This is a genomic window from Bacillus sp. C-3-6, assembly GCF_054509685.1.
In genome coordinates, this window is record NZ_CM137247.1 from 2199930 (window position 1) to 2224131 (window position 24202).

Annotated in this window: 29 protein-coding genes; 19 read left to right on the forward strand and 10 right to left on the reverse strand. The window is 31.8% G+C overall.

Going from position 1 to position 24202, the window contains the following annotated elements; all coding sequences use genetic code 11:
• Positions 1-3: 3 nt before the first annotated feature.
• Positions 4-606, reverse strand: coding sequence for a DUF2441 domain-containing protein (locus ACW0JX_RS11335; RefSeq protein ID WP_088022123.1), 603 nt, complete (start codon positions 604-606; stop codon positions 4-6).
• Between the two features lie 212 nt (positions 607-818).
• On the opposite strand from ACW0JX_RS11335, the gene ACW0JX_RS11340 reads away from it, so the two are divergent.
• From ACW0JX_RS11340 to ACW0JX_RS11355, 4 genes are all read left to right on the forward strand, one after another.
• On the forward strand, positions 819-1304 hold the full coding sequence (locus tag ACW0JX_RS11340; RefSeq protein ID WP_446026052.1) for a DUF2798 domain-containing protein: 486 nt from the start codon (positions 819-821) through the stop codon (positions 1302-1304).
• A 171-nt stretch (positions 1305-1475) separates the two neighbouring features.
• Positions 1476-1901 (forward strand): DMT family transporter, encoded by a 426-nt coding sequence (locus ACW0JX_RS11345; protein ID WP_144488712.1) that lies wholly within the window; start codon positions 1476-1478, stop codon positions 1899-1901.
• Positions 1902-1920: 19 nt separating this feature from the next.
• Positions 1921-2616 (forward strand): Crp/Fnr family transcriptional regulator, encoded by a 696-nt coding sequence (locus tag ACW0JX_RS11350; protein WP_000431608.1) that lies wholly within the window; start codon positions 1921-1923, stop codon positions 2614-2616.
• Positions 2617-2632: 16 nt separating this feature from the next.
• Positions 2633-3103, forward strand: coding sequence for a DMT family transporter (locus tag ACW0JX_RS11355; RefSeq protein ID WP_098127482.1), 471 nt, complete (start codon positions 2633-2635; stop codon positions 3101-3103).
• 410 nt (positions 3104-3513) lie between these two features.
• Here ACW0JX_RS11355 and ACW0JX_RS11360 read toward each other — a convergent pair whose 3' ends face one another.
• Both ACW0JX_RS11360 and ACW0JX_RS11365 read right to left on the reverse strand, forming a co-directional pair.
• Positions 3514-4335 (reverse strand): class I SAM-dependent methyltransferase, encoded by an 822-nt coding sequence (locus ACW0JX_RS11360; RefSeq protein ID WP_098127483.1) that lies wholly within the window; start codon positions 4333-4335, stop codon positions 3514-3516.
• A gap of 33 nt (positions 4336-4368) precedes the next feature.
• Positions 4369-4809, reverse strand: coding sequence for a MarR family winged helix-turn-helix transcriptional regulator (locus ACW0JX_RS11365; RefSeq protein ID WP_016081689.1), 441 nt, complete (start codon positions 4807-4809; stop codon positions 4369-4371).
• Positions 4810-5355: 546 nt separating this feature from the next.
• On the opposite strand from ACW0JX_RS11365, the gene ACW0JX_RS11370 reads away from it, so the two are divergent.
• Together ACW0JX_RS11370 and ACW0JX_RS11375 are read left to right on the forward strand one after the other, a co-directional pair.
• Complete coding sequence (locus tag ACW0JX_RS11370; RefSeq protein WP_017657653.1) at positions 5356-5763, forward strand: GNAT family N-acetyltransferase; 408 nt, start codon at positions 5356-5358, stop codon at positions 5761-5763.
• A gap of 117 nt (positions 5764-5880) precedes the next feature.
• Entirely contained in the window at positions 5881-6534 is a 654-nt protein-coding gene (locus ACW0JX_RS11375; RefSeq protein WP_053564539.1) for an MBL fold metallo-hydrolase, read from the forward strand.
• Positions 6535-6659: 125 nt separating this feature from the next.
• Here the strand turns inward: ACW0JX_RS11375 and ACW0JX_RS11380 are convergent, their stop codons facing one another.
• Entirely contained in the window at positions 6660-7283 is a 624-nt protein-coding gene (locus tag ACW0JX_RS11380) for a TetR/AcrR family transcriptional regulator (protein WP_053564538.1), read from the reverse strand.
• 121 nt (positions 7284-7404) lie between these two features.
• Here ACW0JX_RS11380 and ACW0JX_RS11385 point away from each other — a divergent pair, with 121 nt between their 5' ends.
• The gene (locus tag ACW0JX_RS11385) at positions 7405-9636 is read left to right on the forward strand and encodes an MMPL family transporter (RefSeq protein ID WP_459245672.1); all 2232 of its coding nucleotides are present in this window, start codon (positions 7405-7407) and stop codon (positions 9634-9636) included.
• A gap of 55 nt (positions 9637-9691) precedes the next feature.
• Here the strand turns inward: ACW0JX_RS11385 and ACW0JX_RS11390 are convergent.
• Together ACW0JX_RS11390 and ACW0JX_RS11395 are read right to left on the reverse strand one after the other, a co-directional pair.
• Positions 9692-11049, reverse strand: a protein-coding gene (locus ACW0JX_RS11390; protein ID WP_459245673.1) for an IS3-like element ISBce18 family transposase whose coding sequence is annotated in 2 segments (ribosomal slippage) — positions 9692-10593 and positions 10593-11049 — 1359 coding nt in all. Because the reading frame shifts where the segments join, the coding sequence is not laid out codon by codon here.
• An 86-nt stretch (positions 11050-11135) separates the two neighbouring features.
• Positions 11136-11318, reverse strand: coding sequence for a DUF4021 domain-containing protein (locus ACW0JX_RS11395; protein ID WP_001060657.1), 183 nt, complete (start codon positions 11316-11318; stop codon positions 11136-11138).
• A gap of 200 nt (positions 11319-11518) precedes the next feature.
• On the opposite strand from ACW0JX_RS11395, the gene catA reads away from it, so the two are divergent.
• The 4 genes from catA (at position 11519) to ACW0JX_RS11415 (ending at position 14682) form a co-directional block, all read left to right on the forward strand.
• The gene (catA, locus tag ACW0JX_RS11400; protein ID WP_000668543.1) at positions 11519-12169 is read left to right on the forward strand and encodes a type A chloramphenicol O-acetyltransferase; all 651 of its coding nucleotides are present in this window, start codon (positions 11519-11521) and stop codon (positions 12167-12169) included.
• Positions 12170-12509: 340 nt separating this feature from the next.
• Entirely contained in the window at positions 12510-13034 is a 525-nt protein-coding gene (locus ACW0JX_RS11405; protein WP_459245674.1) for a GNAT family N-acetyltransferase, read from the forward strand.
• 55 nt (positions 13035-13089) lie between these two features.
• Positions 13090-14016, forward strand: coding sequence for a GNAT family N-acetyltransferase (locus ACW0JX_RS11410; RefSeq protein ID WP_459245675.1), 927 nt, complete (start codon positions 13090-13092; stop codon positions 14014-14016).
• A 153-nt stretch (positions 14017-14169) separates the two neighbouring features.
• Positions 14170-14682 carry a GNAT family N-acetyltransferase gene (locus ACW0JX_RS11415; protein WP_377897422.1) on the forward strand — a complete coding sequence of 171 codons (513 nt, stop codon included), beginning with the start codon at positions 14170-14172 and terminating at the stop codon, positions 14680-14682.
• Positions 14683-14704: 22 nt separating this feature from the next.
• Here ACW0JX_RS11415 and ACW0JX_RS11420 read toward each other — a convergent pair whose 3' ends face one another.
• On the reverse strand, positions 14705-15592 hold the full coding sequence (locus tag ACW0JX_RS11420) for a DMT family transporter (RefSeq protein WP_000841797.1): 888 nt from the start codon (positions 15590-15592) through the stop codon (positions 14705-14707).
• Between the two features lie 170 nt (positions 15593-15762).
• Here ACW0JX_RS11420 and ACW0JX_RS11425 point away from each other — a divergent pair, with 170 nt between their 5' ends.
• The 4 genes from ACW0JX_RS11425 (at position 15763) to ACW0JX_RS11440 (ending at position 19344) form a co-directional block, all read left to right on the forward strand.
• Positions 15763-16323, forward strand: a complete 561-nt coding sequence (locus ACW0JX_RS11425; protein WP_053564531.1) for a helix-turn-helix domain-containing protein — start codon at positions 15763-15765, stop codon at positions 16321-16323.
• A 184-nt stretch (positions 16324-16507) separates the two neighbouring features.
• Positions 16508-17455, forward strand: a complete 948-nt coding sequence (locus ACW0JX_RS11430; protein WP_459245676.1) for a hypothetical protein — start codon at positions 16508-16510, stop codon at positions 17453-17455.
• Between the two features lie 170 nt (positions 17456-17625).
• Entirely contained in the window at positions 17626-17775 is a 150-nt protein-coding gene (locus ACW0JX_RS11435; protein ID WP_000417698.1) for an aspartyl-phosphate phosphatase Spo0E family protein, read from the forward strand.
• A 177-nt stretch (positions 17776-17952) separates the two neighbouring features.
• Complete coding sequence (locus ACW0JX_RS11440) at positions 17953-19344, forward strand: protoporphyrinogen oxidase (RefSeq protein WP_098976123.1); 1392 nt, start codon at positions 17953-17955, stop codon at positions 19342-19344.
• Between the two features lie 60 nt (positions 19345-19404).
• On the opposite strand, the gene ACW0JX_RS11445 is transcribed toward ACW0JX_RS11440, so the two are convergent.
• Complete coding sequence (locus ACW0JX_RS11445) at positions 19405-19953, reverse strand: hypothetical protein (protein ID WP_095690942.1); 549 nt, start codon at positions 19951-19953, stop codon at positions 19405-19407.
• A 310-nt stretch (positions 19954-20263) separates the two neighbouring features.
• On the opposite strand from ACW0JX_RS11445, the gene ACW0JX_RS11450 reads away from it, so the two are divergent.
• Positions 20264-20815: a GNAT family N-acetyltransferase gene (locus ACW0JX_RS11450; protein WP_459245677.1), complete on the forward strand. Its 552-nt coding sequence runs from the start codon at positions 20264-20266 to the stop codon at positions 20813-20815.
• 43 nt (positions 20816-20858) lie between these two features.
• On the opposite strand, the gene ACW0JX_RS11455 is transcribed toward ACW0JX_RS11450, so the two are convergent.
• Complete coding sequence (locus tag ACW0JX_RS11455) at positions 20859-21044, reverse strand: cold-shock protein (RefSeq protein ID WP_000286203.1); 186 nt, start codon at positions 21042-21044, stop codon at positions 20859-20861.
• An 86-nt stretch (positions 21045-21130) separates the two neighbouring features.
• Positions 21131-21334, reverse strand: coding sequence for a cold-shock protein CspD (cspD, locus tag ACW0JX_RS11460; protein ID WP_000176366.1), 204 nt, complete (start codon positions 21332-21334; stop codon positions 21131-21133).
• A gap of 383 nt (positions 21335-21717) precedes the next feature.
• Here cspD and ACW0JX_RS11465 point away from each other — a divergent pair, with 383 nt between their 5' ends.
• The 3 genes from ACW0JX_RS11465 to ACW0JX_RS11475 all read left to right on the forward strand — a co-directional run bounded on the left by ACW0JX_RS11465 (position 21718) and on the right by ACW0JX_RS11475 (position 24135).
• A complete protein-coding gene (locus ACW0JX_RS11465) occupies positions 21718-22614 on the forward strand; it encodes a CPBP family intramembrane glutamic endopeptidase (protein WP_095690941.1) in 897 nt (298 codons plus the stop codon).
• Positions 22614-23273 (forward strand): DEAD/DEAH box helicase family protein, encoded by a 660-nt coding sequence (locus ACW0JX_RS11470; protein WP_139213228.1) that lies wholly within the window; start codon positions 22614-22616, stop codon positions 23271-23273. Before ACW0JX_RS11465 ends, ACW0JX_RS11470 begins: the two co-directional genes overlap by 1 nt.
• Positions 23274-23529: 256 nt before the next feature.
• Positions 23530-24135 carry a PRK06770 family protein gene (locus ACW0JX_RS11475; RefSeq protein ID WP_098976124.1) on the forward strand — a complete coding sequence of 202 codons (606 nt, stop codon included), beginning with the start codon at positions 23530-23532 and terminating at the stop codon, positions 24133-24135.
• Positions 24136-24202: the final 67 nt, after the last annotated feature.

Sequence of the window (24202 nt, forward strand, 5' to 3'; positions counted from 1 at the left end):
AAATTAAATATGAATTGAGGAAAAGTCATCAATAATTTCCACCACTTCAATTTCTCCATTAATCAGTAGCTCAGGAAGCTCATTTCTAATATTTCCTTTCCAATACTTTCTAGCTTGTTCGATTTTTTGAGAAAAAGGAATACCATCTTCTTTCGGTAAAAGATTCCCGTCACCTTCAAAAGAACTTCCGATTACTCGTAGTTTAACAATCTGTAAAACTTCTCGATTGTAAGAATCAAATAGCGCTTTCCATTTCAAAGCATCCTCATAGCTCTTAGCAGCATATAAACAAGATAACCTGGAAGGGTATTCAGGGAATTCTTGTAGTCTAACCATTTCTACAATTGTTTCTCTAACTGCTCTAATTGTTTGATTCATATAATTCATAACTACTTTAGCATTTTCATTATTTATATGTAATTCGTCATTTTTATAGTGATTATTTAAAATTTGTATGCCATCTTCACCACTAACATTTAATTGTTCTCTTTCAAAAAAGAAGTTATATAGAGTATTGTGTTGATTTTTTTTAAAAGGAATCATTTGTCCGATATGCATTCTTTTCCTTGTTACGATGTGATATGCGTAAAATTCTGTTTCATTCATGGTTATCCTCCTAGTAATAATGTAATGCAATGTTAAATTTAGTAATTCAACATTGAAATATATAAAACCTTTATAAGTAAAAGTGAGAATTTGAGTTGAAAGTAAAGAAAATACATGAAAACGTTTTAAATTTGTTCACAAAATGTTCACTTACGAAGGGGGTTCCAATGTCGATATAATGACAAAGACTCAAAGAGAGAGGATGATGAAATTTGCCAACAACAAGAAAAGAAAACCTCCAATTTGGCATGATGATGTGCTTTGGAATGGTTATCGTAATGACGTTTTACAATTTACTAATGAATGAAACAGGAGGACCAATTTATATTAAAGAGATTGCATTAGAACTATTAATTGGCTTTATTATTGCGCTATTAATTGAAATAAGTATAGTTGGACCTTGTGCGAAAAAAATTGTATTCATGTTGCCATTTGATAAATCTAAGAAAATAAATATTATCGTTGCAATGGCGACAACTATGGTAATCGGAATGGTGTTCTTTATGTCATTTTTCGGTATGGCTATGATGCATTTACATGGTGGGCTACAAGGAGATTCATTTGTTTTAATTTATTTTTCGATTTTTATTAAAAATTTCATAATGGCATATCCATTACAATTAATTATTATGGGACCGCTTGTACGTTTCTTATTTGCAAAGTTTGTTATGAAAAAGAAATCTTTTAATGTAGCGTAATTTTTATTTATAAAACATTATATATAAATAATTAAAAACGCATCTCGCATTTTTGAGGTGTGTTTTTTTTCATTCCAAGTTATTTTCATAGTGATGTGACATTTGTCCTTTTGCCATTATAGGATGATGGTTTTTAATTAAGTCAGAAATAAAGGATGAGGAGATGATTTTTTGAAAGGTATTCTATTTGCTGTTTTTGCGGGGATATTTATAACACTTCAAGGAACCTTTAATGCGAAACTTAGTTCACATATCGGTATATGGTCGACGAGTATTATAACCCATTTAATTGGATTCATTATTGCAACAGCTGTATTTTTGTTAAAGAAAGAAGAGAAAGTAACGGATTTAAAGAGTGTAAAAAAAATATATTTAGTAGCGGGTGCATTTGGTGGATTCATTATTTGTGCAGAAACTATGGCAATATATTCACTAGGAGTTACATTGACAGCTGGCACACTAATGGTTGCTCAATTGTTAACGGCAACAGTTATTGAAATGAAAGGACTGTTTCATATAAAAAAGATACAGATGGAGAGATATCATATTGTGGGAACAATAGTAATGATTATAGGTATTGTTGTATTTAATATGTAAATGAAAGGAGGAAATGAATATGGAGAATAGATCAAGTTTAATTACGCATTATTTGAAAATCAATAAAACGCTCGAGGTTTTTTCAGAAATAGATACAGCATATTTTCAATTAAATCATTTTGAAAAAGGCGAGCTTATTTGCAATATAGATGACGAAATGGATCGTTTATATTTTGTTGTTAAAGGTAAAGTAAAAGTTTATACGATTACACCTGAAGGGAAGAAACTAATCCTTCGCTTTATCAATCCACTCGCAATTGTTGGTGATATTGAATTAATTCAAAATAGCAAAGCACATAATGTCGTTGAAGCTTGTTCAGATGTTGTAGCAATCTCTATTTCTAATACGGTTATTAGAAACAAGTTATTACATGATCCTATATTTATGAAGTTCTTGCTTGAAAACATTGCGAACACGTTAAAAATATCGACTCGTTTTACTGCTCTTAATTTACTGTATCCTGTAGAAGTACGTGTAGCTAGTTATTTACTTTCAATTTCAACAGATAGTAACGGGAATATGTATAAAGGGGATTTGGATGCAACTTCGGTAACGAGTATTGCAGATTTTATAGGGGTAAGTTATAGGCACGTAATACGGGTATTACAAAAATTTTATAATGAAAAATTAATTGAAAAGAGTAATGGAGTTATTGTAATTAAAGATTTTTCTAGAATGAAGGAAGTCGCTAAAGATAATATATATGAGCAATGAAAGGGAGAGGAAGATTTTGATTGGATTTAGTTTAGCTATATTAGCAGGAATATTAATTAGCTTACAATCTGTTTTTAATGCAAAAGTAAATGAAAATGTAGGACAGTGGTTAACGACTACATGTGTCCTTGGAATAGGTCTCATTAGTTCTATTCTATTTTATATCATTACAGAAAACAGTATTAGCATTAAAGTGTATACTGCAAATTATTTGTTTTATGTAAGTGGACTGTTTGGCATTGGGTTAATTATTTGTATAATGGGTGCAATAAAGAGTTTAGGTCCAGCATATACGGTGCTAATTAGTCTTATTACTCAATTGGTCGTTGCGTTATGTATTGATACATTTGGATTATTTGGAATGGAGAGCATTCCATTACAAATTAATAAATTAGTTGGTATAGGTTTATTAATTGTGGGAGTAGGAATTTTTAAAAATCTATTTTCGAATAAGAAAGCTATTCATATAAAAAAGGATAGGGTTTAAAGAATTTAAAGGTAAAAGCTATTGACGGTCAGAACATATACATTTAAAAAGTAGTAAGTGGGTTATAAGAAGAGAGGGTAAGTGATTCAACATATGTTGCAAGATGGTGTACATGATTTGGAAATCGATGAGATTCAACATTTTAGCTCCTACGTAAAGTGCATGCAAGATTTTATCCCGCTATTTGTCGGGCAGTAAGACCCCTACCTCAAAATTCAGCGAAAGCAAAGAAGTTAGGTGGGGAGCGGGCTGCCCGTAAAAGCCCGATTGGTGAGGGCTAATAATCAGTGGGGGATGAGCAAAGCCCCCATTGATTAAAGTTTCACTTCACAATTATGTTTCTGCCTTTGATTTTATTAAAATTAACATTTATGAACTAAGTATAAATGTATTGAGCTCTTCTTTACTTTTTATTTTTTGAACCGTAAATGAACAAACTTCAACATTTTTATTAAGTTTACAATTCTCATCATTATACGCGTACTACCGTCCCAATCTTTATTTGTAGCTATATCTTTAAAGAAAGGGGAGCAGCTCAATACTTTTATTGTAGAGGACCATTTTTCTATTGATTTTGGATTATTTACGTAAAAATACATCATAGCACCCTTATTACCAGATTTCTTTACAGTAGCATTCGAAAGATTCAGTGCGAACTTTGATTCAGCGTCAAAATATAATTCTCCTCCAGGGAAACGTTTTGACATAGCGACTACGATCTTTTTTAAATCTTCTTCTTTAAAGTAATAAAACACACCTGCTGATATAAAAAGAATACCGTCGTTTGGATTATATTTTATATCGTCAAACCAAGAAGTATCAAAAAATGATTTAGCAATGCTAATGTTTCTAGGAGTATCTTCAATTAAAGTTTTGCGAAAAGAGATTGCATCGGGCAAATCAAGATTGTACCAATGTATTGTACCGTTATCGATTCTTGAAAAAGTAGTGTCTAGTCCGGAACCGATGTTTACAATAGTAGCATTCGGGTGTTTTATTATAAATTGTTTTATCGTATCGTCAATTTTTCGTGCACGGGTAATGTATGTGATACATCCGTATTCGCCAAATGTATTTGCTATTGTTGAGAAGTCAAAATCACATTCTTTAATTATTTGAATAGCTTCTATATCATCTAAAATATCCTTATTTTTCTCACTGCCATATGCTCTTCCCCATAGTGGAATAAGCATTGTACCTTGTACAGATTGCAAATCTAATTCTTTAACCATGAAACATCCTCCGTTTAATAATAAACAATATATTTAGTCGTTATTTAACATTTTTGAGAGCATTGTATTTGTTTTATATAGTCCATAAGTTAAATCCCGCCTATCTTCTTCAGATAACTTTTCGAGGTTTACTGTGAAATTATTATATATTTGTTTCCATCTCTCATAATGTACTTTTTCAGCTTTTTCTGTCAGAGAGATTAATATAGCTCTTTTGTCTACCATATCTTGCTTTTTTATGATGTATCCGTTTTGTTCTAAGTTACGCACTGTTACACTTAATTGTTGTTTAGGGATGTTTAAATAACTAGCAATCATTTTTAAGTTTACAGGCACCTTTTGCTGGGCGATATACTCTACTACGTGTTGTTCTAAATGTGTAAATTCTGAGGATTTCTCCGATAGTAATTTAAAAGTACCTGACATATTTAATAATAAATTCATGTATTCGTTTAATAATTCGTTTTGGTTCATTGTTTTTGATTCCTTTATGAATTTAGTTATTATTTTATTACTAAATTTACTATAAATCAATTGAAATTACTCTTTATAGTAAATGAACGTTTACTAATAACTGTTTTTTTGAATTTATGTGGACTGAATTATGAAGGTGCGAGAAGTGGTTTTAGGGAACGAGAATATAACCGAATATAAAATATTACTAAACATATATAACTAATGAATACAATGTCTTTTTCAGTTATTAAGTTGTAAATCATTTTATGATAAAATCTTTTACATAATTTAATAAAGGGGTAGTTTTCAATGGGTTATTTCTCAAATGGTTTATTAGTTTTGTTTGTGCTAATCGTATGCAGTTGTATATTTTTTGGTTGATAATATAATGAGAGTCTTATATAAAAGAAGTTATCTTAAGTGAGATAACTTCTTTTTATTTTATGTTGAGAAGGAATTTTATCTTTCTTATTGAAGTTTGTTCTAGTTATTTTTACATCGATCAGATTTGTGTAATGGGAATTTTATGAAATATAAACAAGCCAGAGAATAGGGAGTATTTACATGGAAAATAGTATACGCTACACAAGTGAACAACCTACAGATTTTAATGGATTATTATCCTTATACGAATCTTTAGAATGGAATTCTCTTAAATTAACGGTTAACGAGTTAGAACGAATGTGTAAGCAAAGTTGGTATGCAATTTATGTTTTTGATGATAAGAGGTTAGTAGGGATGGGGCGTGTCATATCAGATGGAGTCATAACAGGCATTATTTGTGGAGTTGGTGTATTGCCAAAATATCAGTCTAGTGGCATCGGAAAAGAAATAGTGAAACGATTAATCCAGCACTGTGAACAAAACAAGGTTATTCCACAACTTATGTGTGTAGAAAAATTGCAATCTTACTATGAATCTATAGGGTTTGAGGCATTCTCTATTGGTATGACAAAACATATTATAAGATAGAGGTGCTTTATTCCGCTATTTGCCGGGCAGTAAAACCCCCACTGATTAAAGTTTCACTTTATATTTTCAGTTTACTCGTATATATTTTTAAACTTTAATATAAAGGAGAATGGCTGTATGGAGATCGCTAAAGGGATAGAAATGTTACAACTTGAATTTCAAGAATTTGTTATTCATCCAATTCTTTTATGGGATGATGAAATGGCAGTATTAATAGATACGGGTTTCCCAGGACAAATTGAAGATATACAAGTAGAGATGGAAAAGGTTGGGGTATCATTTGATAAGTTAAAAGTCGTGATTTTGACGCATCAGGATATTGATCATATAGGTAGTCTTCCGGAGTTGTTGCAGCGCTGTCGAAGTAATATTAAAGTTTATGCGCACGAACTAGATAAGCCATATATCGAGGGGGATTTACCTTTATTGAAGGACGGAAATATAGAGAACCGACCAAAAGGAAAAGTGAGTGATACTGTGATTGACGGGCAAGAACTTCCGTATTGCGGTGGAATACTAATTCTTCATACTCCAGGGCATACTCCGGGTCATATTAGTTTATATTTGAAACAAAGTAAAATTCTTATTGCAGGAGACTCTATGTATAGTGTGAATGGGATGTTAGGAGGAATTCACGCCCCAACAACTATAAATATTAAGGAAGCACAGCAGTCTTTGAAGAAGTATTTAAATTTACATATTGAATCTGTAGTTTGTTACCATGGGGGATTTAGTAAGGGGAATATAAATGTTCAACTTCAAAATTTGTAAAAGTTAAAGTGAAATTTTTTGTTAAACAGCATTGAAGTATAATCTGATTATTAGTATATAAATAAATTATAAAAAGAGCATGTTTGAAAAAAATCAAACATGCTCTTTTATTAAAGCAAATCAGTTTAATATGAATGACCTAATCCGTTCCAATAAAAAGAAACGATTTCTTGTGATAATTCATCTATATTTGCAAGAATAGGATTGTGATTTTCATCTTTAAAATTCCCAATTGATAATAAAGATACGAAAGCATGAGCCGCAAATTTAGCGTTTCCTTTTGGGATTTCTCCGATGTGCATCGCATTATCGAGTGCTTTTTCTAGTACTTCATACATATTATCTTCAGCATTTTTTAATTCTTTCAATTGTTCTTCAGATAACGACAGTTTTGCATCTTTCATAAAATTTTTCATATCAATATCCATCGTTGCGTGTAAGTAAACTTTAGCGAAGTCTAATAATCTTTCTTCTAACGTTTTGTTTGTAGAGAGTATTTGAGACATATTCTCACGTATACGTACCATCATTTCGATCATAGTAGCGGTAAATAAATCGGCTTTTGTTGAATAGTAATAGTAGACAGTTGCTTTCGTAACACCACAAACTTTTGCGACCTCATCCATAGAAACGACTTGATAATTTTGTGTAAGAAATAAGCGGGTTGCTACTTCTAAAATGGTTTCTTTTGTAGATTTTGTATTTTTATTTTGACGCGGCCTTCCGAGAGGACGTTGTTTTTGTTCCAAATACATTCGCTCCTGACATTTATGATTGAGATAATTATAACATAATTTTCAATCATTCTTGATTAATTAACCGACCAGTATATATAATTAATAATGGAGGAAAAAAGGAAGGTGGGTTTTTATGAAAAAGCACCCGTTACATATGTTAGGGAGGCTTGTGGCAGGGAAAAATACGCAATGGATCACTTTATCGGTGTGGATTCTTATTACATTATTACTTTCATTTACGTTACCACAAGTAAACAGTACGAAAGAACCGAATCCGAAAAATTTACCTGAAACAGCTATGTCACAGCAAGCGGAAGCGCTTATGAAAAAAGAGTTTCCGAATAATGCAGGGAATCCGTTGTTAGTAGTATGGTATAGAGATGGTGGATTACAGTCACAGGATTATAAACTCATACAAGATGTTTATAAGGAGTTAAAAGCTAGTCCTTTAAAAGAACAATCAACGTTACCACCATTTGATACAATCCCAGAGCAAGTATTATCAAAAAGTGCATCAAAAGATGGTACATCATTTGTTACACCGGTATTTTTTAATAAATCTGCTGGTACAGATATATTAAAAGGAAATCTTGAAGAGTTTAGAAAAATAGTGAATAGTAAGGTGGATGAAGATCCATTTAAACAAAAAATAAGTGAATCTGGTTTACATGTTCGATTATCAGGACCTGTAGGTATTCAAACGGATGCAGTTAGTTTATTTAGTCAAGCAGATGTGAAATTGTTAGTGGCTACTGTACTACTAGTGTTAGTTTTGTTAATTTTACTGTATCGTTCACCAATTTTAGCGATTTTACCTATACTTGTTGTTGGCTTTGCATACGGTATTATTAGTCCTACACTCGGTTTTTTAGCTGATCACGGATGGATTAAAGTAGATGCCCAAGCGATATCAATTATGACAGTATTATTGTTTGGCGCTGGAACGGACTATTGTCTATTTTTAATTTCGAGATATAGAGAGTACTTGTTAGAAGAAGAAAGTAAATATAAAGCATTACAACTTGCGATTAAAGCTTCTGGCGGTGCAATTATAATGAGTGCATTAACTGTTGTACTTGGATTAGGAACATTACTACTTGCTCATTATGGAGCCTTTCATCGATTTGCAGTACCATTTAGTGTTGCTGTATTTATAATGGGAATCGCTGCTTTAACGATTTTACCAGCACTATTATTAATATTCGGTAGGATTGCATTTTTCCCGTTTATACCGAGAACAACTTCAATGAATGAGGAGTTTGCAAGAAAGAAAAAGAGGGCTGTAAAAGTTGAAAAATCAAAAGGCACCTTTAGTAAAAAACTTGGAGATATTGTAGTACGAAGACCGTGGACAATAATTATGCTAACTGTATTTGTATTAGGCGGATTGGCTTCATTCGTACCACGTATTCAATACACATATGACTTATTAGAGTCGTTTCCAAAGGATATGCCTTCTCGTGAAGGGTTTACGTTAATTAGTGATCATTTCTCAGCTGGTGAACTAGCACCAATAAAAGTTGTTGTTGATACGAAAGGCAAAGAGCTTCCTATTAAACAAGAACTAGAGAAATTTTCTTTCGTAAATACAGTGAAAGAGCCAAAAGAGGGAAAAGAAAATAAGCAAATACAAATGTATGAAGTTTCTTTAGCGGAAAATCCATACTCAATTGAAGCGTTAGATCAAATTCCTAAATTGAAAACTAGTATAGAAAAAGTATTAAAAGATGCTGGGATTAGTAATGCTAAAGATCAATTATGGATTGGTGGGGAAACAGCTTCATTATATGATACAAAGCAAATTACGGAACGTGATGAATCAGTAATTATTCCAGTAATGATTAGCATTATCGCTTTACTATTACTTGTCTACTTACGATCGGTTGTTGCGATGATTTATTTAATTGTAACTGTCGTTTTATCATTCTTCTCAGCGTTAGGAGCAGGATGGATATTACTTCATTACGGTATGGGTGCGCCGGCCATTCAAGGTGCGATACCGTTGTACGCATTCGTATTTTTAGTTGCTTTAGGTGAAGATTATAATATCTTTATGGTTTCAGAAATATGGAAAAACAGAAAGACACAAAATCACTTGGATGCAGTAAAAAATGGTGTAATACAAACAGGTAGTGTTATTACATCGGCTGGTTTAATTTTAGCAGGAACTTTTGCAGTGTTAGGTACACTTCCAATTCAAGTATTAGTTCAATTTGGTATTGTAACTGCAATTGGCGTATTACTAGATACGTTTATCGTAAGACCGTTACTTGTACCCGCGATTACAGTAGTTTTAGGCCGATTTGCTTTTTGGCCAGGTAAACTTTCAAGAAAGAGTGAAGAAATACAAAAGGTGGATGCATAGTTAAAAAAGCCAAGGATATTGAAGTGACCCCTAAAAGTTAGACACGGTTATTTCATTAGGCAGCTCGATAAAAATGAGTCCGGTATTGCACCGGGCTCATTTTTAATTTTGCTTTTATCCGTTTTGTATTGTAATAATCTATATATTTTTCTAATTCTATTTTGAAGTGCTCTACACTTTCAAACTCTTTTATGTAGAGAAACTCAGACTTCATGATTCCAAAGAAATTCTCCATTACTGCGTTGTCATAACAGTTGCCTTTACGAGACATACTTTGTACGATACCTCTTTTTTGTAATGGGTGACGGTACTGTTTCATTTGATAATGCCACCCTTGATCTGAATGCATCATTAGTTGGTGATTTTCAGGTAAACCTTCTAATGCTGTCTCTAACATTTCTGAAACAAGTGAATACGTCGGTCTAGAGCCAATTGTATAGGTAATGATTTCACCATTATACAAGTCTAATACAGGTGATAAATAAAGTTTCTCACCGAATAATTTAAATTCTGTAATATCGGTTACCCATTTTTCATTTGGCGTATCTGCCGTAAATTTACGCTCTAAAATATGAGGTGCGATTTTACCAACTGTTCCTTTATAAGATTTATATTTTTTCATACGTACAAGACATTTTAAACCTAACTCTTTCATAATTCGTTGCACTTTTTTATGATTCACTATTTGATTACGATTGGCTAACTCATCACGAATACGACGATATCCATAACGACCTTCGTGTTCATCATAAATCGCTTTAATTTCTACTTTTAAATCGGCATCTGGATCGATTCTATCCATTTGTTTTACATAAAAATAATAGGTGCTTCGAGGGATATCCGCTAACTTTACTAATTCTTTCACTTGAAACTCATGCCTTAATTCATAGACTACTTGTGCCTTGTCTTGTTTGGTGATTTTTCCTTGTTTTGAACTAAGGCATTCAACTTTTTTAAATACGCATTTTCCATACGTAAGCGTTCTAATTCAGCTTGTAACGCTTCAACTGAACCTTCCGCCGGAATCTTTTTAGTATCATGTTTTGTGTTTTTATTTTTCATGGATGGACGCCCCTTTTTCTTTGGTTCAAGGGCATCTAAGCCACCTACTTCAAATTGCTTCTTCCATTGATAAACCGTTGTAAAAGAAGGAATCATGAAGATAGCCGCTGTATCCATTAACGATATACCCGATTGAGCCATAAAATTTAGTACGTCTAGTTTAAACTCTGCGGTGTAATTTGTATAGACCTCGTGTAAACCTTCTTCTCCATGGAGTTCGTATAAGCGTAACCAGTATTGAAATTGTGCCTTTGTAATATGCATCTGTTTTGCATATTCTGCTTGAGAAATTATTTTCGGATTAAATCCTTGAACGAGCGTTAACTTTAAATCCTTCGTAAATTTTGTCATACAAAAAACTGCACCTCCAATTGTTAGACTGTGTCTAACAATTGGGGTGCAGTTCATATTTCCTTGGCTTTTTTCAATGTAGTTAATTAATTTTTTGAAGTCAAATCATCAGCTGCAGCGTGATCAGCATCTTCAATTGTTGTTTCGGGCATTCCGTATAAGCCGTTCATTGCTTGTTCTTCGATAGTAAGATTTGCAGTATTATTATTTTGAATAGATGTAGTGTTTTCAGTAACATTTTCTTTTTTATTCATATTTTTGTTATTCATGTATGTATCCTCCAAATTTCATTTGATTTATCTATAGTATGTGGATGGATTTCCAGAAATATGTGAATTGATTCTTACATATGTTATATAATTAAATGAATAATTAGGATGAATTGTAAACTGTTAGGAGTGACAAAGTATGGTGAGAGCAAGGGAATTAGCCTTCTAAAATAAAAAGAAAATTTTAGGAGGCTATTAGAATGAAGTTTCATGTAATTGATAGAGAAGATTGGAATAGAGAGCGGTATTTTGAGCATTATTTAAAGTTGAAATGTACATTTAGTATGACTGTGAATGTTGATATCACGATGTTATTAGAGGAAGTATATCAAAAGGGAATAAAATTTTATCCCGTTTTTATATATTTAATTTCTAGAGTAGTAAATAATCATAAAAAATTTCGAACATGTTTTAACGATGAAGGAGTTTTAGGCTATTGGGAGGAAATGATACCGAGTTATACAATCTTTCATAAAGATGATAAGTCTTTTTCAAGTATATGGACGGATTATTCAAGTGATTTCCGCACTTTCTATAAAAAGTATGAAGACGATATGAGATACTATGCTAGTGTTCATGGTCTTTTCACGAAAGAAAATATTCCGCCTAATGTATTTCCGATTTCTAGCATACCTTGGACTAGTTTTACTGGATTTAATCTTAATATTAATAATGATGAAAATTTTCTATTGCCAATTATAACTTGTGGGAAATATTTTAACGAAGGAAACAAGGTTATGCTACCAGTTTCATTGCAAGTACATCATTCGGTTTGTGATGGATATGATGCGAGTAAATTTATAGAAGATTTACAGCAGTTAAGTAATACTTGCAACGAGTGGCTTAAGTAATATCTAATTTTTAATTATATAAAGTGAAACTTTAATCAGTGGGGGGATTCAGCCCTCACCAATCGGGATTTTACGGGCAATTGATCCCCCACCTAACTTCTTTGCTTTCGCTGAATTTTGAGGTGGGGGTCTTACTGCCCGGCAAATAGCGGGATAAAATTGAAAATGAATAAAAGAAGAGACCATGTTTATATTACATGGTCTCTTTTTATTATTCATTAATACTAAGTAACTGTGGAAAATATAGGGTGATTTGTAGTTTAATAGTAAAGAGAGTGATTAGTGTTAATTTTCTTAGTTTTCAAAAAAGGATATAAATGTTTTAATAGGGGGGAGTAAAGTGAAATTTGTAAGCATTGAAAAAGAGGAGATCTTAATTGGGAATATGGCAAATTTGTATTGTAAAGTATTTGAGAAAACAAATTTCAATGAAATGATCGAGCGAATGAACAGGCATATAGAATATACAGGTTTTAAAGGTATAGTAGCAATAAATGATGAAAATGAAGTAGTTGGTTTTACTTATGGTTATCGCTCAATGGAGGGACAGTACTATAATCAATTAATGAGAGAAGCGTTACATCTAGAGCAAGTAGACGAATGGTTACAAGATTGTTTTGAATTTGTAGAGTTAGCAGTCCATCCCCAATGTCAAAATGAAGGTCTTGGAACGAAATTACATAATGAATTACTAGAAGGGATTCCAAATAGAACGAGTGTTTTAACAACACAAATAAACAATGAAAAAGCACGTTCGTTATATGAAAGATTAGATTGGGTAAATGTATTAGAACCATTTCATCCAAGTAAAAATGATGTTCCATATGTAATAATGGGAAAAGCATTAAAAACAAAAGTGAATTGATAATTATGCCATTCACAAAAATGGTTGGTTTGTAATAAGGGAGGGGAAAACGAAAATGACGAAAATATCTATAGAAAAAGCTACAATTTTAGATGCTGAGAAATTAACAGAAATAATGAAAAGAACATTTGATGCAGAAGCAAAACAATGGCTATACGGACAAGATGATGTCATTGATTATAACATTCAACCGCCAGGATATTCTTCAGTTGAAATGATGGAATATTCCATTGAAGAATTGGATTCTTTCAAAGTTGTAATGGATAAAGAAATAATCGGAGGGATAATAGTTACGATTTCTGGTAAGTCGTACGGTCGAATTGACCGTATTTTTGTAGATCCTGTTTATCAAGGAAAAGGAATTGGATCACATGTTATGAAATTAATAGAAAAGGAATATCCAAACATAAAGATTTGGGATCTCGAAACATCTAGTAGACAAATTAATAATCATCATTTTTATAAAAAGATGGGTTACCAAATGATTTTTGAATCGGAAGATGAGTATTGTTACGTGAAAAGAATAAAAACAGGCTCAAACAAAGAGAGTGTAGTTACAAATAAAGATATGAAAAATAGTCAATACGAAAACTGTAATTTAGCAAATACAGAGTATTATCAAGTGAATTTAAAAAACAGTTCATTTGTTGGTAGCAATATAATGAATACGAATATGAGTAATTGTAATGTAAGTCAATCAAAGTTTAGAAATATAAATTTTAGAAGGTCATCATATGCAGATTTAAATCTTTCTGGCAGTAAATTTAATTTGGTGACTTTAGGTGGAGTGCAATTTAAAAATACAAGTCTCGGAGATGAGAAGGAACCTATTGTATTCGATAAATGTGATTTGGAAGGCAGCACCATAAGTAATAGTAATCTGAAAAATATTGAAATAGAAAATTGTGATATAGTCGGCATGAAACTAAATGGTATTCTGATTGAAAATTTGCTTAATTCATATAACAAGATGAAAAGTTAATCATATAGATATGGTGTTAATCTTTTTGGAAATTAAGTGTTATATCAAAATAATTATGTAAAAATGACATAAAGAAATACGGACGAGAAGGTCATTCATGAACGTTTCTAGAATACACACAAATATATTGTTATTTATATGGAGGAGAGAAAGATGGGGATCAACGTTAGAGCAGTAGAAATACAAGATGCTAGAGCAATTCATCGTATATGTATACAAGATGACGTTTTACCGTATATGGTTTTCTTACCTAGCATGCGTGTAGAAGCTATGGAAAATAGAATTCGAAATTTAGCACCAAATCAATTTGAATTTGTTGCAGAATATGATGGAGAAGTTGTTGGGTTTGTAGGTTTAACACAAAGTCCGGGCCGAAGATCTCATTCAGGCGATTTATTCATTGGGGTAGATAGTGAATATCATAATAAAGGAATTGGGAAAGCACTTCTTATGAAGATGCTTGATCTGGCTGATAATTGGTTAATGTTAGAGAGAGTAGAACTAGGTGTGTTAGAAACGAATCCAAAAGCAAAAGCGTTATATGAAAAATTTGGATTTGTAGAAGAGGGAGTAAAGATAGGGAATTTGAAAGCTCACGGAAAGTTTATTAATGAAATTATGATGAGTCGTTTTAGACCGGATGGTTTAATTGTACATAATGAATAGTTAAAAGCATGACAGTATACTGTCATGCTTTTTTATTAGAATTTGGCTGTATTAAAAATAATACTAAACCAATAAAAATAACGGTAATTCCTAGTCCTTGTTGTAAAGAAATGGTCTCATGTAATATAAAGTACGCTAGTATACAAGTGCCAATTGTTTCACCTAAAATACTCATTGAAATTACAGTAGCACTTATCCATTTTAATAACCAATTAAAAATGGTTTGTCCTAAAATTGTAGCAATGAAAGCTAATCCAATAAAGCACAACCAAGTTTGTGTAGAGTAATGGATGAAAGATTCTTGTTGCGTGAAAGCAAATATGCCAAGAAAGCCAGCACTACTTCCATAACTAATTACCGAATATGGTATAAGTGACAAATCTTTACGAACGTGTTGGCTAATGAAAAAATAAGCAGTAATGATACCGGCAGCGATAAGTGCTAAAATATCTCCATATAAAGCTTCTCCACTAATTTGGAAATCTTGCCAGCCAATGATGATACTACCTGAAATAGCGATGAGGCAACCAATAACTGCTCCTTTCGTAAACCTCTCCTTAAATAAAAAATAACCACCAATCATTGAAAACAAAGGTTGTAACGTTACGATAACTGTAGAGCTTGCTACAGAAGTATATTGTAATGATTCAAACCATAGTACATAATGTGCAGCTAAAAATAGCCCAGATACGAATCCAAGTGCCCATTGTTTTTTCGTTAAAGTTTTTAGCTCATTTCGACTATTTTTATTAAATAGTAATAACGGTAACAGAATTAGTGTGGCAAAGAATAATCGGTAAAAAGCAATGATTGTCGCAGGAGCATCTGCCAATTTTACAAAAATTGCTGAAGTTGATAAGGCGAATACACCAAAAAATAAGATGCAATATGAAAGAATAGGTGATTTCAAAGTTTGTCCCTCCGATAGAATGTTTATTATAATAAACTTAATACGATATAATGTACAAAAGTAAGTATATAAGTCCCGGAGATAATAGGGAAGGGTTATTTGCCTTTGTTTAGTATGTCAGCACAAAGACAACGAAACATGCATTATGATGGACGAAAGGAAGTTTTACTATGGTACATGATAGGCTTGGACAAACAGTATTAAGTTATCGTAAGAAAAATAATATGACAATTCGTGAATTCGCTGATTATGCAGGGATTAGTACGTCGTTAATTAGCCAAATTGAAAGAGGACATGCTAATCCTTCTTTAAATGTTTTGGAATTAATTGCAAAAGCATTAAATGTACCGCTGTTTACACTTTTTATTAACGATATTGATACAGATTCGCTCATTTCTAAGAAAAAAGATCGAAAAAAAGTATATCGGGAAAACAATGATCACATTGTATATGATGTATTAACACCTGATTTTATGAAAGCACGTATTGAAATGCTAATGATGGATTTAAATAAACAAGCAAACACAACAGAAAGCCATTATTCCCATGAAGATAAGGAAGAGATTGCTGTTATTATGAAAGGGGAAGTGTATGTGGAATTGGAGGGAAAAGAATATTTTTTAGAAGAAGGCGATGTTGTACGTATTCCACCGAATGTGAAGCATCGATTTTTGAATAAAAGTGATGAATCGAATCACATTTTATTTGTCCTGACACCATCTTTAGGATGAAAATATAGTGATTTTTATCCCGCATTAACGGGCAGTAAGACCTCCCTCGAAATTCAGTGAAAGCAAAGAAGTTAGGTGGGGGATTAACTGCCCGTAAATGCCTGATTGGTTCAACTAATAATCAGTGGGGGGATGAACAAAACCCCCACTGATTAAAGTTTCACTTTATTAGGGGAGATAGAAAATGGAAAACAAAAGTATTTTAAAAGGCGGCCTTTCAATTATTTCTCAATGTAAAAAAGAAACAAATGATATTTGGCATGCGCATTTTGGAGCAGCTGCAATTGCTAGTTATTTTTTTATGAAAGATAATCATATTGATGAAGAAACAGCTCGTAATATACATTCGCAAACAAGGATGATGCTAAGCAAGAAAAAAATTGGTGAGATGATTGATGATAAAAAAGAAATAGATTTTCAAATTGCGGAGAATATGATTATAAAATCTTTAGAACAAACGATTGATGAACTTCATTGGGTCGGGCATAACGTCATTTATGCGTCATTAAGCTTATTAGCTATGAAAGAGCTACAAAAATGGGGTGATAATCAAGCAATTGAAGGGATTACTACTCTTATTTTATCATTTCGAAAAACAATTCCAGGTAGATCGTGGATTGGTTATACGACGAAAGAAGTAAAACAATTAAGTTTTGAAGATGAGATACAAAGTGAATTGAGTAATCCAACACAAGTATCTCGATTCGTTTTAAATGAGTTATCGAAATTTAATAGTATTTATCGAGCAGAATCACATCATGATTTAATTGGGCATTTGCTTACATACTCCCACGCAATTAATATAATGTACGATTTAGGACATATAGATCTATTTCAACGAGGGATACGTCCGCTTTTAAAACTAGTATACGTACTAAGAGCTAGCCAAAAGCTCAAGCTGAATACGGAAATAACTTTACACTCACCTATAGATCGATTACCTTTAATTCAATCTAAACGTGCAAATATTTTACCAACTGAAAATATATTTTGGATAAAAGACTATAGTGAATTCGATTGGGATTTTGGTCATGTATTTAAATTCTCATATAGTTATTTTAATCATATACAGAGAGCTCCAAATTATAAAGATATAACATTAGAAAAATTCCGTTATGTTATTCATTCTTAATGAACGTCAATAATCTGTAAAAGGAAGTTTAATCTAGTTTCTTTTTTTGTTAGTAGTATATTATTTTTTCAAATATGTAAGATTTTACATGCGTATTTTACTTTTACTAATTATGTAAGTAGGCTATACTGAAATACATACATTTTATTTTTGGAGAGATGTAAAACGACATGGAACTAGCGAAATTGGAAAAAGTAATTGAAATAAAAAAAGAAGAACTTTTATATTTAGTATCGGATTATGGAATTCAACATGAAAAAGTATTGGCATTGAGTCAAGAACTAGACAAATTAATCAATTACTTTATGTTTTTAAAATAAAGAGAACTATGACGGGGTTTGTAAATGTTATAGTTCTTTTTTATTAGGTAATTTGAAAATATATTAAAATATATTGTCTAATTTCTTACAGAATGCGCAACTTGCTAGTCGAATATAAGGACTTTTGGTTATAATAAAAAGGAATTATTAATTGTATCGGTTAGGAGCGCAGCACATATGAAAACAGTTGTTGTTATCGGTGGAGGTATAACGGGACTTTCTACTATGTTTTATTTAGAAAAATTAAAAAAGGATTATAATATCGATTTAAATTTAATTCTTATTGAGAAAGAAGAGTATTTAGGTGGTAAAATCCATAGTGTGGAAGAAAAGGATTTCATTATGGAGTCAGGGGCGGATTCAATCGTTGCTCGTAATGAACATGTTATGCCACTTGTAAAAGATTTAAATTTAGAAAATGAAATGGTATATAATGAAACGGGTATTTCTTACATATATTCTGAAAACATGTTACATCCAATTCCTTCTGATACTATATTTGGGATACCGATGAGTGCCCGGTCGTTGTTTAGCAGTACGCTAGTCTCAACGAAGGGGAAAATCGTAGCTTTAAAAGATTTCATAACGAAAAATAAAGAGTTTACGAAAGATACATCACTTGCTCTATTTTTAGAAAGCTTTTTAGGGAAAGAGTTAGTGGAAAGACAAATTGCTCCTGTGCTTTCAGGCGTATATTCTGGTAAATTGAATGAGCTTACAATGGCATCTACATTACCGTATTTACTGGATTATAAAAATAAGTATGGAAGTATTATTAAAGGTTTTGAAGAGAATAAAAAACAATTTCAATCAGCAGGAAATAAAAAATTCGTATCATTTAAGGGTGGACTATCTACGATAATTAATCGCTTAGAAGAAGTGCTGACTGAAACTGTCGTAAAAAAAGGTGCTATAACGACGGCTGTAAGTAAACAAGAAGATCGATATGAGATTTCTTTTGCAAATCATGAAACAGTACAAGCAGATTATGTTGTTTTAGCAGCTCCACATGATATAGCGCAAACTTTATTACAGTCTAATGAGTTAAATGAGCAGTTTAATACATTTAAAAACTCATCCCTTATTAGTATTTATTTAGGATTTGACATACTAGATGAACAACTACCAGCTGACGGTACGGGGTTTATTGTAACGGAAAACAGTGATTTACATTGTGATGCTTGTACATGGACAAGTCGAAAGTGGAAACATACATCGGGTAAACAAAAATTATTAGTTAGAATGTTTTATAAGAGTACCAATCCGGTATATGAAACAATCAAGGATTACAATGAAGAAGAGTTAGTACGAGTAGCTTTATATGATATTGAAAAGAGTCTCGGAATTAAAGGTGAACCAGAAGTAGTTGAAGTTACAAATTGGAAAGATTTAATGCCGAAATATCATTTAGAACATAATCAAGCGGTTCAAGCATTGCAAGAAAAAATGACAAATCTTTATCCAAATGTATATTTAGCTGGTGCCTCATATTACGGTGTTGGAATTGGTGCGTGTATTGGAAATGGAAAGAATATTGCCAATGAAATAATGGCTACATTAAATAAATAATACTGTAGAATAAATAAAAACTGTTCCTTCAGCAAAATGAAGGAACAGTTTTTATTTATTTTATTTTATTTGAATGGAAATTTTATTGTTTTTTATATTGTATTCTTTTATTGTTAATGTTATTTCTCCAGATTCTTTAAATGAATACGGTGATAGTTGATAAATATCTTTTATATCATGTTTTTCTTGTAATTTACTTATCGGTATTAATACGATATTTGGCTTCCATGTTTCTTGTTTTCCTGAAGGATATTCTATAAGTATTACCGGATTTTTTAACTGCATTTTTTTCCAAGAGACGAAATATAGTTGAACTTCTGTATCTTTTTTTAATAATTCTTCGGAGAAATAACCGAATTCGCCTACATTACCGAAAACAGTGTAGTTTTGATTTTTTAATTTAATATCTAAATAACTAGGTTGATATGTTACTGCATGATAAGTTCCATATGAAAGTGAGAGTATGGCAGCGATTAAAATACCGATTGAAAATGTCTTAAAGCTATTGCCTTTAAAGTTAGTCATCATGAAAGAGTTTGGTGTGAATTTTTTTGCGAATAAAAAAATAAGTAATATGAGTAAGAGGGATAAGCCGATGAATATATACATAGGAAATTTACACCTCCACAATAAAATAATGCATTAACTATATTTTACCATAAATGTATGGGGTAGGGTGGTTGTTTGGAAGGAGAAAATGAAGAAACAATTTTTTTACAGTTCTTGATAATTTGAAATTCGATTTATGGAAATTATAGCGTAATGTTTGAGTAGTAATCAGAAGGTATCCAATTCGTGTATATAGAATAAAGAGGGAATGCGACATTAGAAATGTTTGATTTATGGAACAATAAGGACTTTAGTAATTATAAATATTTTTTCTGATATAATGAATGAGTAGAGAGAAAGGAGTGATCCTATGGCATTTCCTATATTAGAAACAGAACGCTTACTTTTAGTTGAAATAGAACAATCTTATTGTCAAAAAATATATGAAATCTTTTCATTGGATGAAGTAACGTGTTATTACGGTATGAATTCTTTTACGGAGTTTGGACAAGCTTCACGTATGATCGAATCTTTTTCGAAAAATTACTTTGAGAAAAAGGCAATACGATGGGGAATTGTGTTAAAAGAAACGAACGTTTTAATAGGAACAATTGGACTAAACAATTTACAATTATGGAGTAAACGATCTGAGATTGGATATGACCTGCATCCTCGTTATTGGGGAAATGGTTATGCGTCAGAAGCGGCTCGAGAAATTATTGATTATGGGTTTAAAGATTTGGGTTTGTTTAGAATTGGAGCTATTACATATCCTGAAAATGTTACTTCTTGTAGAATGTTATCTAAAATCGGCTTTCAAAAGGAAGGTCTATTGCGCGGATATATTCATCAAGGAAATAAGCAACACGATGCATTATTGTATTCTATAGTGCGAACTGATATTGAGGACATAAATTTATAATAAAAAAAACCTCTTAATTAAAAGAGGTTTTTTTTATTATAAATTAACCTAATTTAGGTAATAAACGTTCTCCGCTTTTCATGCTACTTTTACATAAAGGGCATTTAGGCTCTTCTTCAAATGAAAAGTTCTTTCTCATCCATCCTAAACAATCCTCTGATTCACATTCCCAAACAGGGGTTTGTTCTGGTGGTACTTCTGCTACATCGTTCTTTCGATTGCGATACATGTAACCACTCCTTTTATGTAAAAAATTTTAGTTATATATTAAAAAGGTTGTTAACCTTGCTGGTAACAACCTTTTTATTGTTTGAATTATAGCTTTACAACGTTTTTAGCTTGAGGTCCGCGGTTACCTTCTTCAACTTCGAAGCTAACTTCTTGACCTTCGTCTAGAGACTTGAAGCCGTCGCCAGTGATAGCTGAGAAGTGAACGAATACGTCGTTACCGTCTGCAACTTCGATGAAACCGAAACCTTTTTCGCTGTTAAACCATTTTACTTTACCTGTTAATGTCATGGTAATGCCTCCTAAAAGTAGAAAAATTACAATATGATCGGCCTTATTTGAATGAAAATAAAAGTTCACATATTATCAAAAACCCATAAGGAGTACAAAATGTCCCTGATTGATACTTGATAATATGCAAAGAAAATATAGTGTTAAATTGACCTTAATTACTATCTTACAACAAATGGTGGGAAATAGCAAGTGCTGGTAATACCACTGACTAATCTGGGTGATAATAGTAAAGGCACAAAGGCACCTCTTTTATTTATATATTATTCCTAATTTGAATTTATTCCAAACAAAAATCATTTATATGAAAAAATAAGTTTAAATAAAAGGCTAAATATTATTTTAATATTGCTGATGAGTACCATAATTAGGAGGATAGAATATTGCAAAATAAACAATTTAAAATAATTGAAGCAGCAAAAGAAGGAAGAAGAAAAGTTCATCCTGTTTTTGCTGTCATACTCGCGATTATATTTTTAACTTTAGGTGAATTATTTATGTTGTTTATGCTGATTTTACCGAAAGCAGAAACAACTTTTATGAAGGCGATTTATAGCGACATTGAGATGATATTAACGTTTGGCGGCGCAATATTTTTTGTGTTTTTATGGATTAGATTTGTAGAGAAAAGATCATTTTCATCCATTGGTTTTTGGGGGAATCAATGGATAAGAAAATATTTGAGAGGTGCATTAATAGGATTTGTTTTCATTTCAATACCAGTAATTTTACTCCTGTTAGCAGGAGTTGTAACATTACAAATACAAAAAATTACAGTAACCGCTATATTGGGTATTGTAGGTTCTTTAGTCGCATTTTTAATACAAGGGGCAACAGAAGAAATTATTGTACGAGGTTGGTTATTCCCGGTTCTTTCTGTTAGAAGTCGTATATGGGTTGGGATTGTTGTGACGTCTTTCTTATTTGGTTTTCTTCATTTACTTAATCCAGGTATTACAATTCTTTCAATATCGAATATAATATTAGTTGGTGTATTTGCAGCTTTTTACGTTTTAAAAGACAGTAGTCTGTGGGGGATTTGCGCATGGCATTCCATTTGGAATTGGGCACAATATAACGTCTACGGTTTTGCAGTTAGCGGGATGACCATATATTCAACGCCGTTATTTAAACCTGCAACAAATGGCCCCGTATTCCTTCATGGAGGCACGTTTGGAATTGAAGGTAGTATCATTACAACAATCATGCTCACTATCGCTTCAATTGTTTTATGGAGAAAGTTATGGGGAAGAAAAGTGAAACAACGAAATTTTAGTTAATGAAAGAGGGAGAAACTATGGGGATAATAGCATTTGAGGGAGCAAGCGCTGTTGGTAAAAGTACCACGTGCCGTGAATTAGAAAAGAATTATGGTGCTTATATAATACCTGAAGTGAATTCTTTATTTGAAAGGCCAAAAAATGAACATAGAACATGGTATTTTGAAAAACAAGTTGAGCGCTGGAATATAGCTGTTCAGAAGTCAGAGCAATATGAATTAGTAATACTCGATGGTGATATATTTCAGCCACTTAGTTATAATTGGTGTTTTCATTTTGATATATTTAATCAGCCATTATCTTTAATAGAAAATTTTTATAAAGAAAAGATGTTAAATAGGGAAATTGGTTTTCCGGATCAATATTTTTATTTATATACGAACGATGAAGAACTTAGAAAGCGGAAAGTATATGATGAAACGAAAAGAAGGAGAAACTTTGAAAAACATTTACATATATCAAAATCGTTTCAGCGTTATTATGAAAATTTAAATACTGTTACAGATGGGTATTGTAAATTAATTGAGGCGAAAAGTGTAAGAAATAATGAATTAGAAATAGTGAGAAACTCAAAAAATTTGAACGTGTGTGAAGAAAGACGTTTTGATGTTTCGAGGTTAGATGCTATTACGAAGTGGTTAAAAGAAAATCGTGCATAAAGTAAAAACAACGAGTGTTGTAGAACGCGCTCGTTGTTTTTTGTTTCTTTATAAATATAAAGGGAAAATTTGTAGAATATTTTCATTATTTAACAGAATAATCTTTCAATTTTAAAGGGAAAGAAATACAATATGAGGAAGTATATATAAATAATATGATAGGGGATGGGATGCGATATTTTAAATGAAGTAACAGTTTTTATATAAGAAATAATTAGGTAGTCAGAACAGAGATATTTGGGAGGAAACAAGCGCGATGAAAACACTATTTAAAATAATCGGTATTCTAGCTGGTATGGCGGTAATCGGAGTAGGTTTAACGTATGGTATGCTGTATTATTTAAATAATAGTAAACCAGCTGCGAAAAAGGCATCACCAGCTGCTCCAGCAGTAGAAGTATTAGCCGATAGTAACGTAAAAGCAGAAGATGCAAAGCTTTTAGAGAATGGCAATTATTCATTGCCAAATAGTGGTTTTAATAAAAATTTTAAATGGACAGATGAGAACATACAGACAGCATTACATGAAATGGCACATCAAAAAGCGAAAGCTGATCAAAAGTGGGGCTATATTTTTATTACACAAGAGCGGATTGAAAGCTTAATTGATATTGTAAAGAGTAATGATCTTGTACAGGGAAGTACATATGTAGAAATTTTAGAACGATGGAAACAAGGAAAATATGAAAAAGTTGATGGGGATCACAATAAGATTTGGAAATTACAAAGTGGGAATTTAGGAGAAGGAAAAGGAGTAATGTCGGAAGCTGAGCAAAAAGAATTAATTAATCAAGTGTTTATGAACAAAGGTACATATTCAGGGAGTAAATTAATTGCAGGTGGCGGACAGACTAATAAATAATATACTAATTAATGTAAGAGAGTAATTGCTTATTAGGCAATTACTCTTTTTATATGTACTTCTTAAT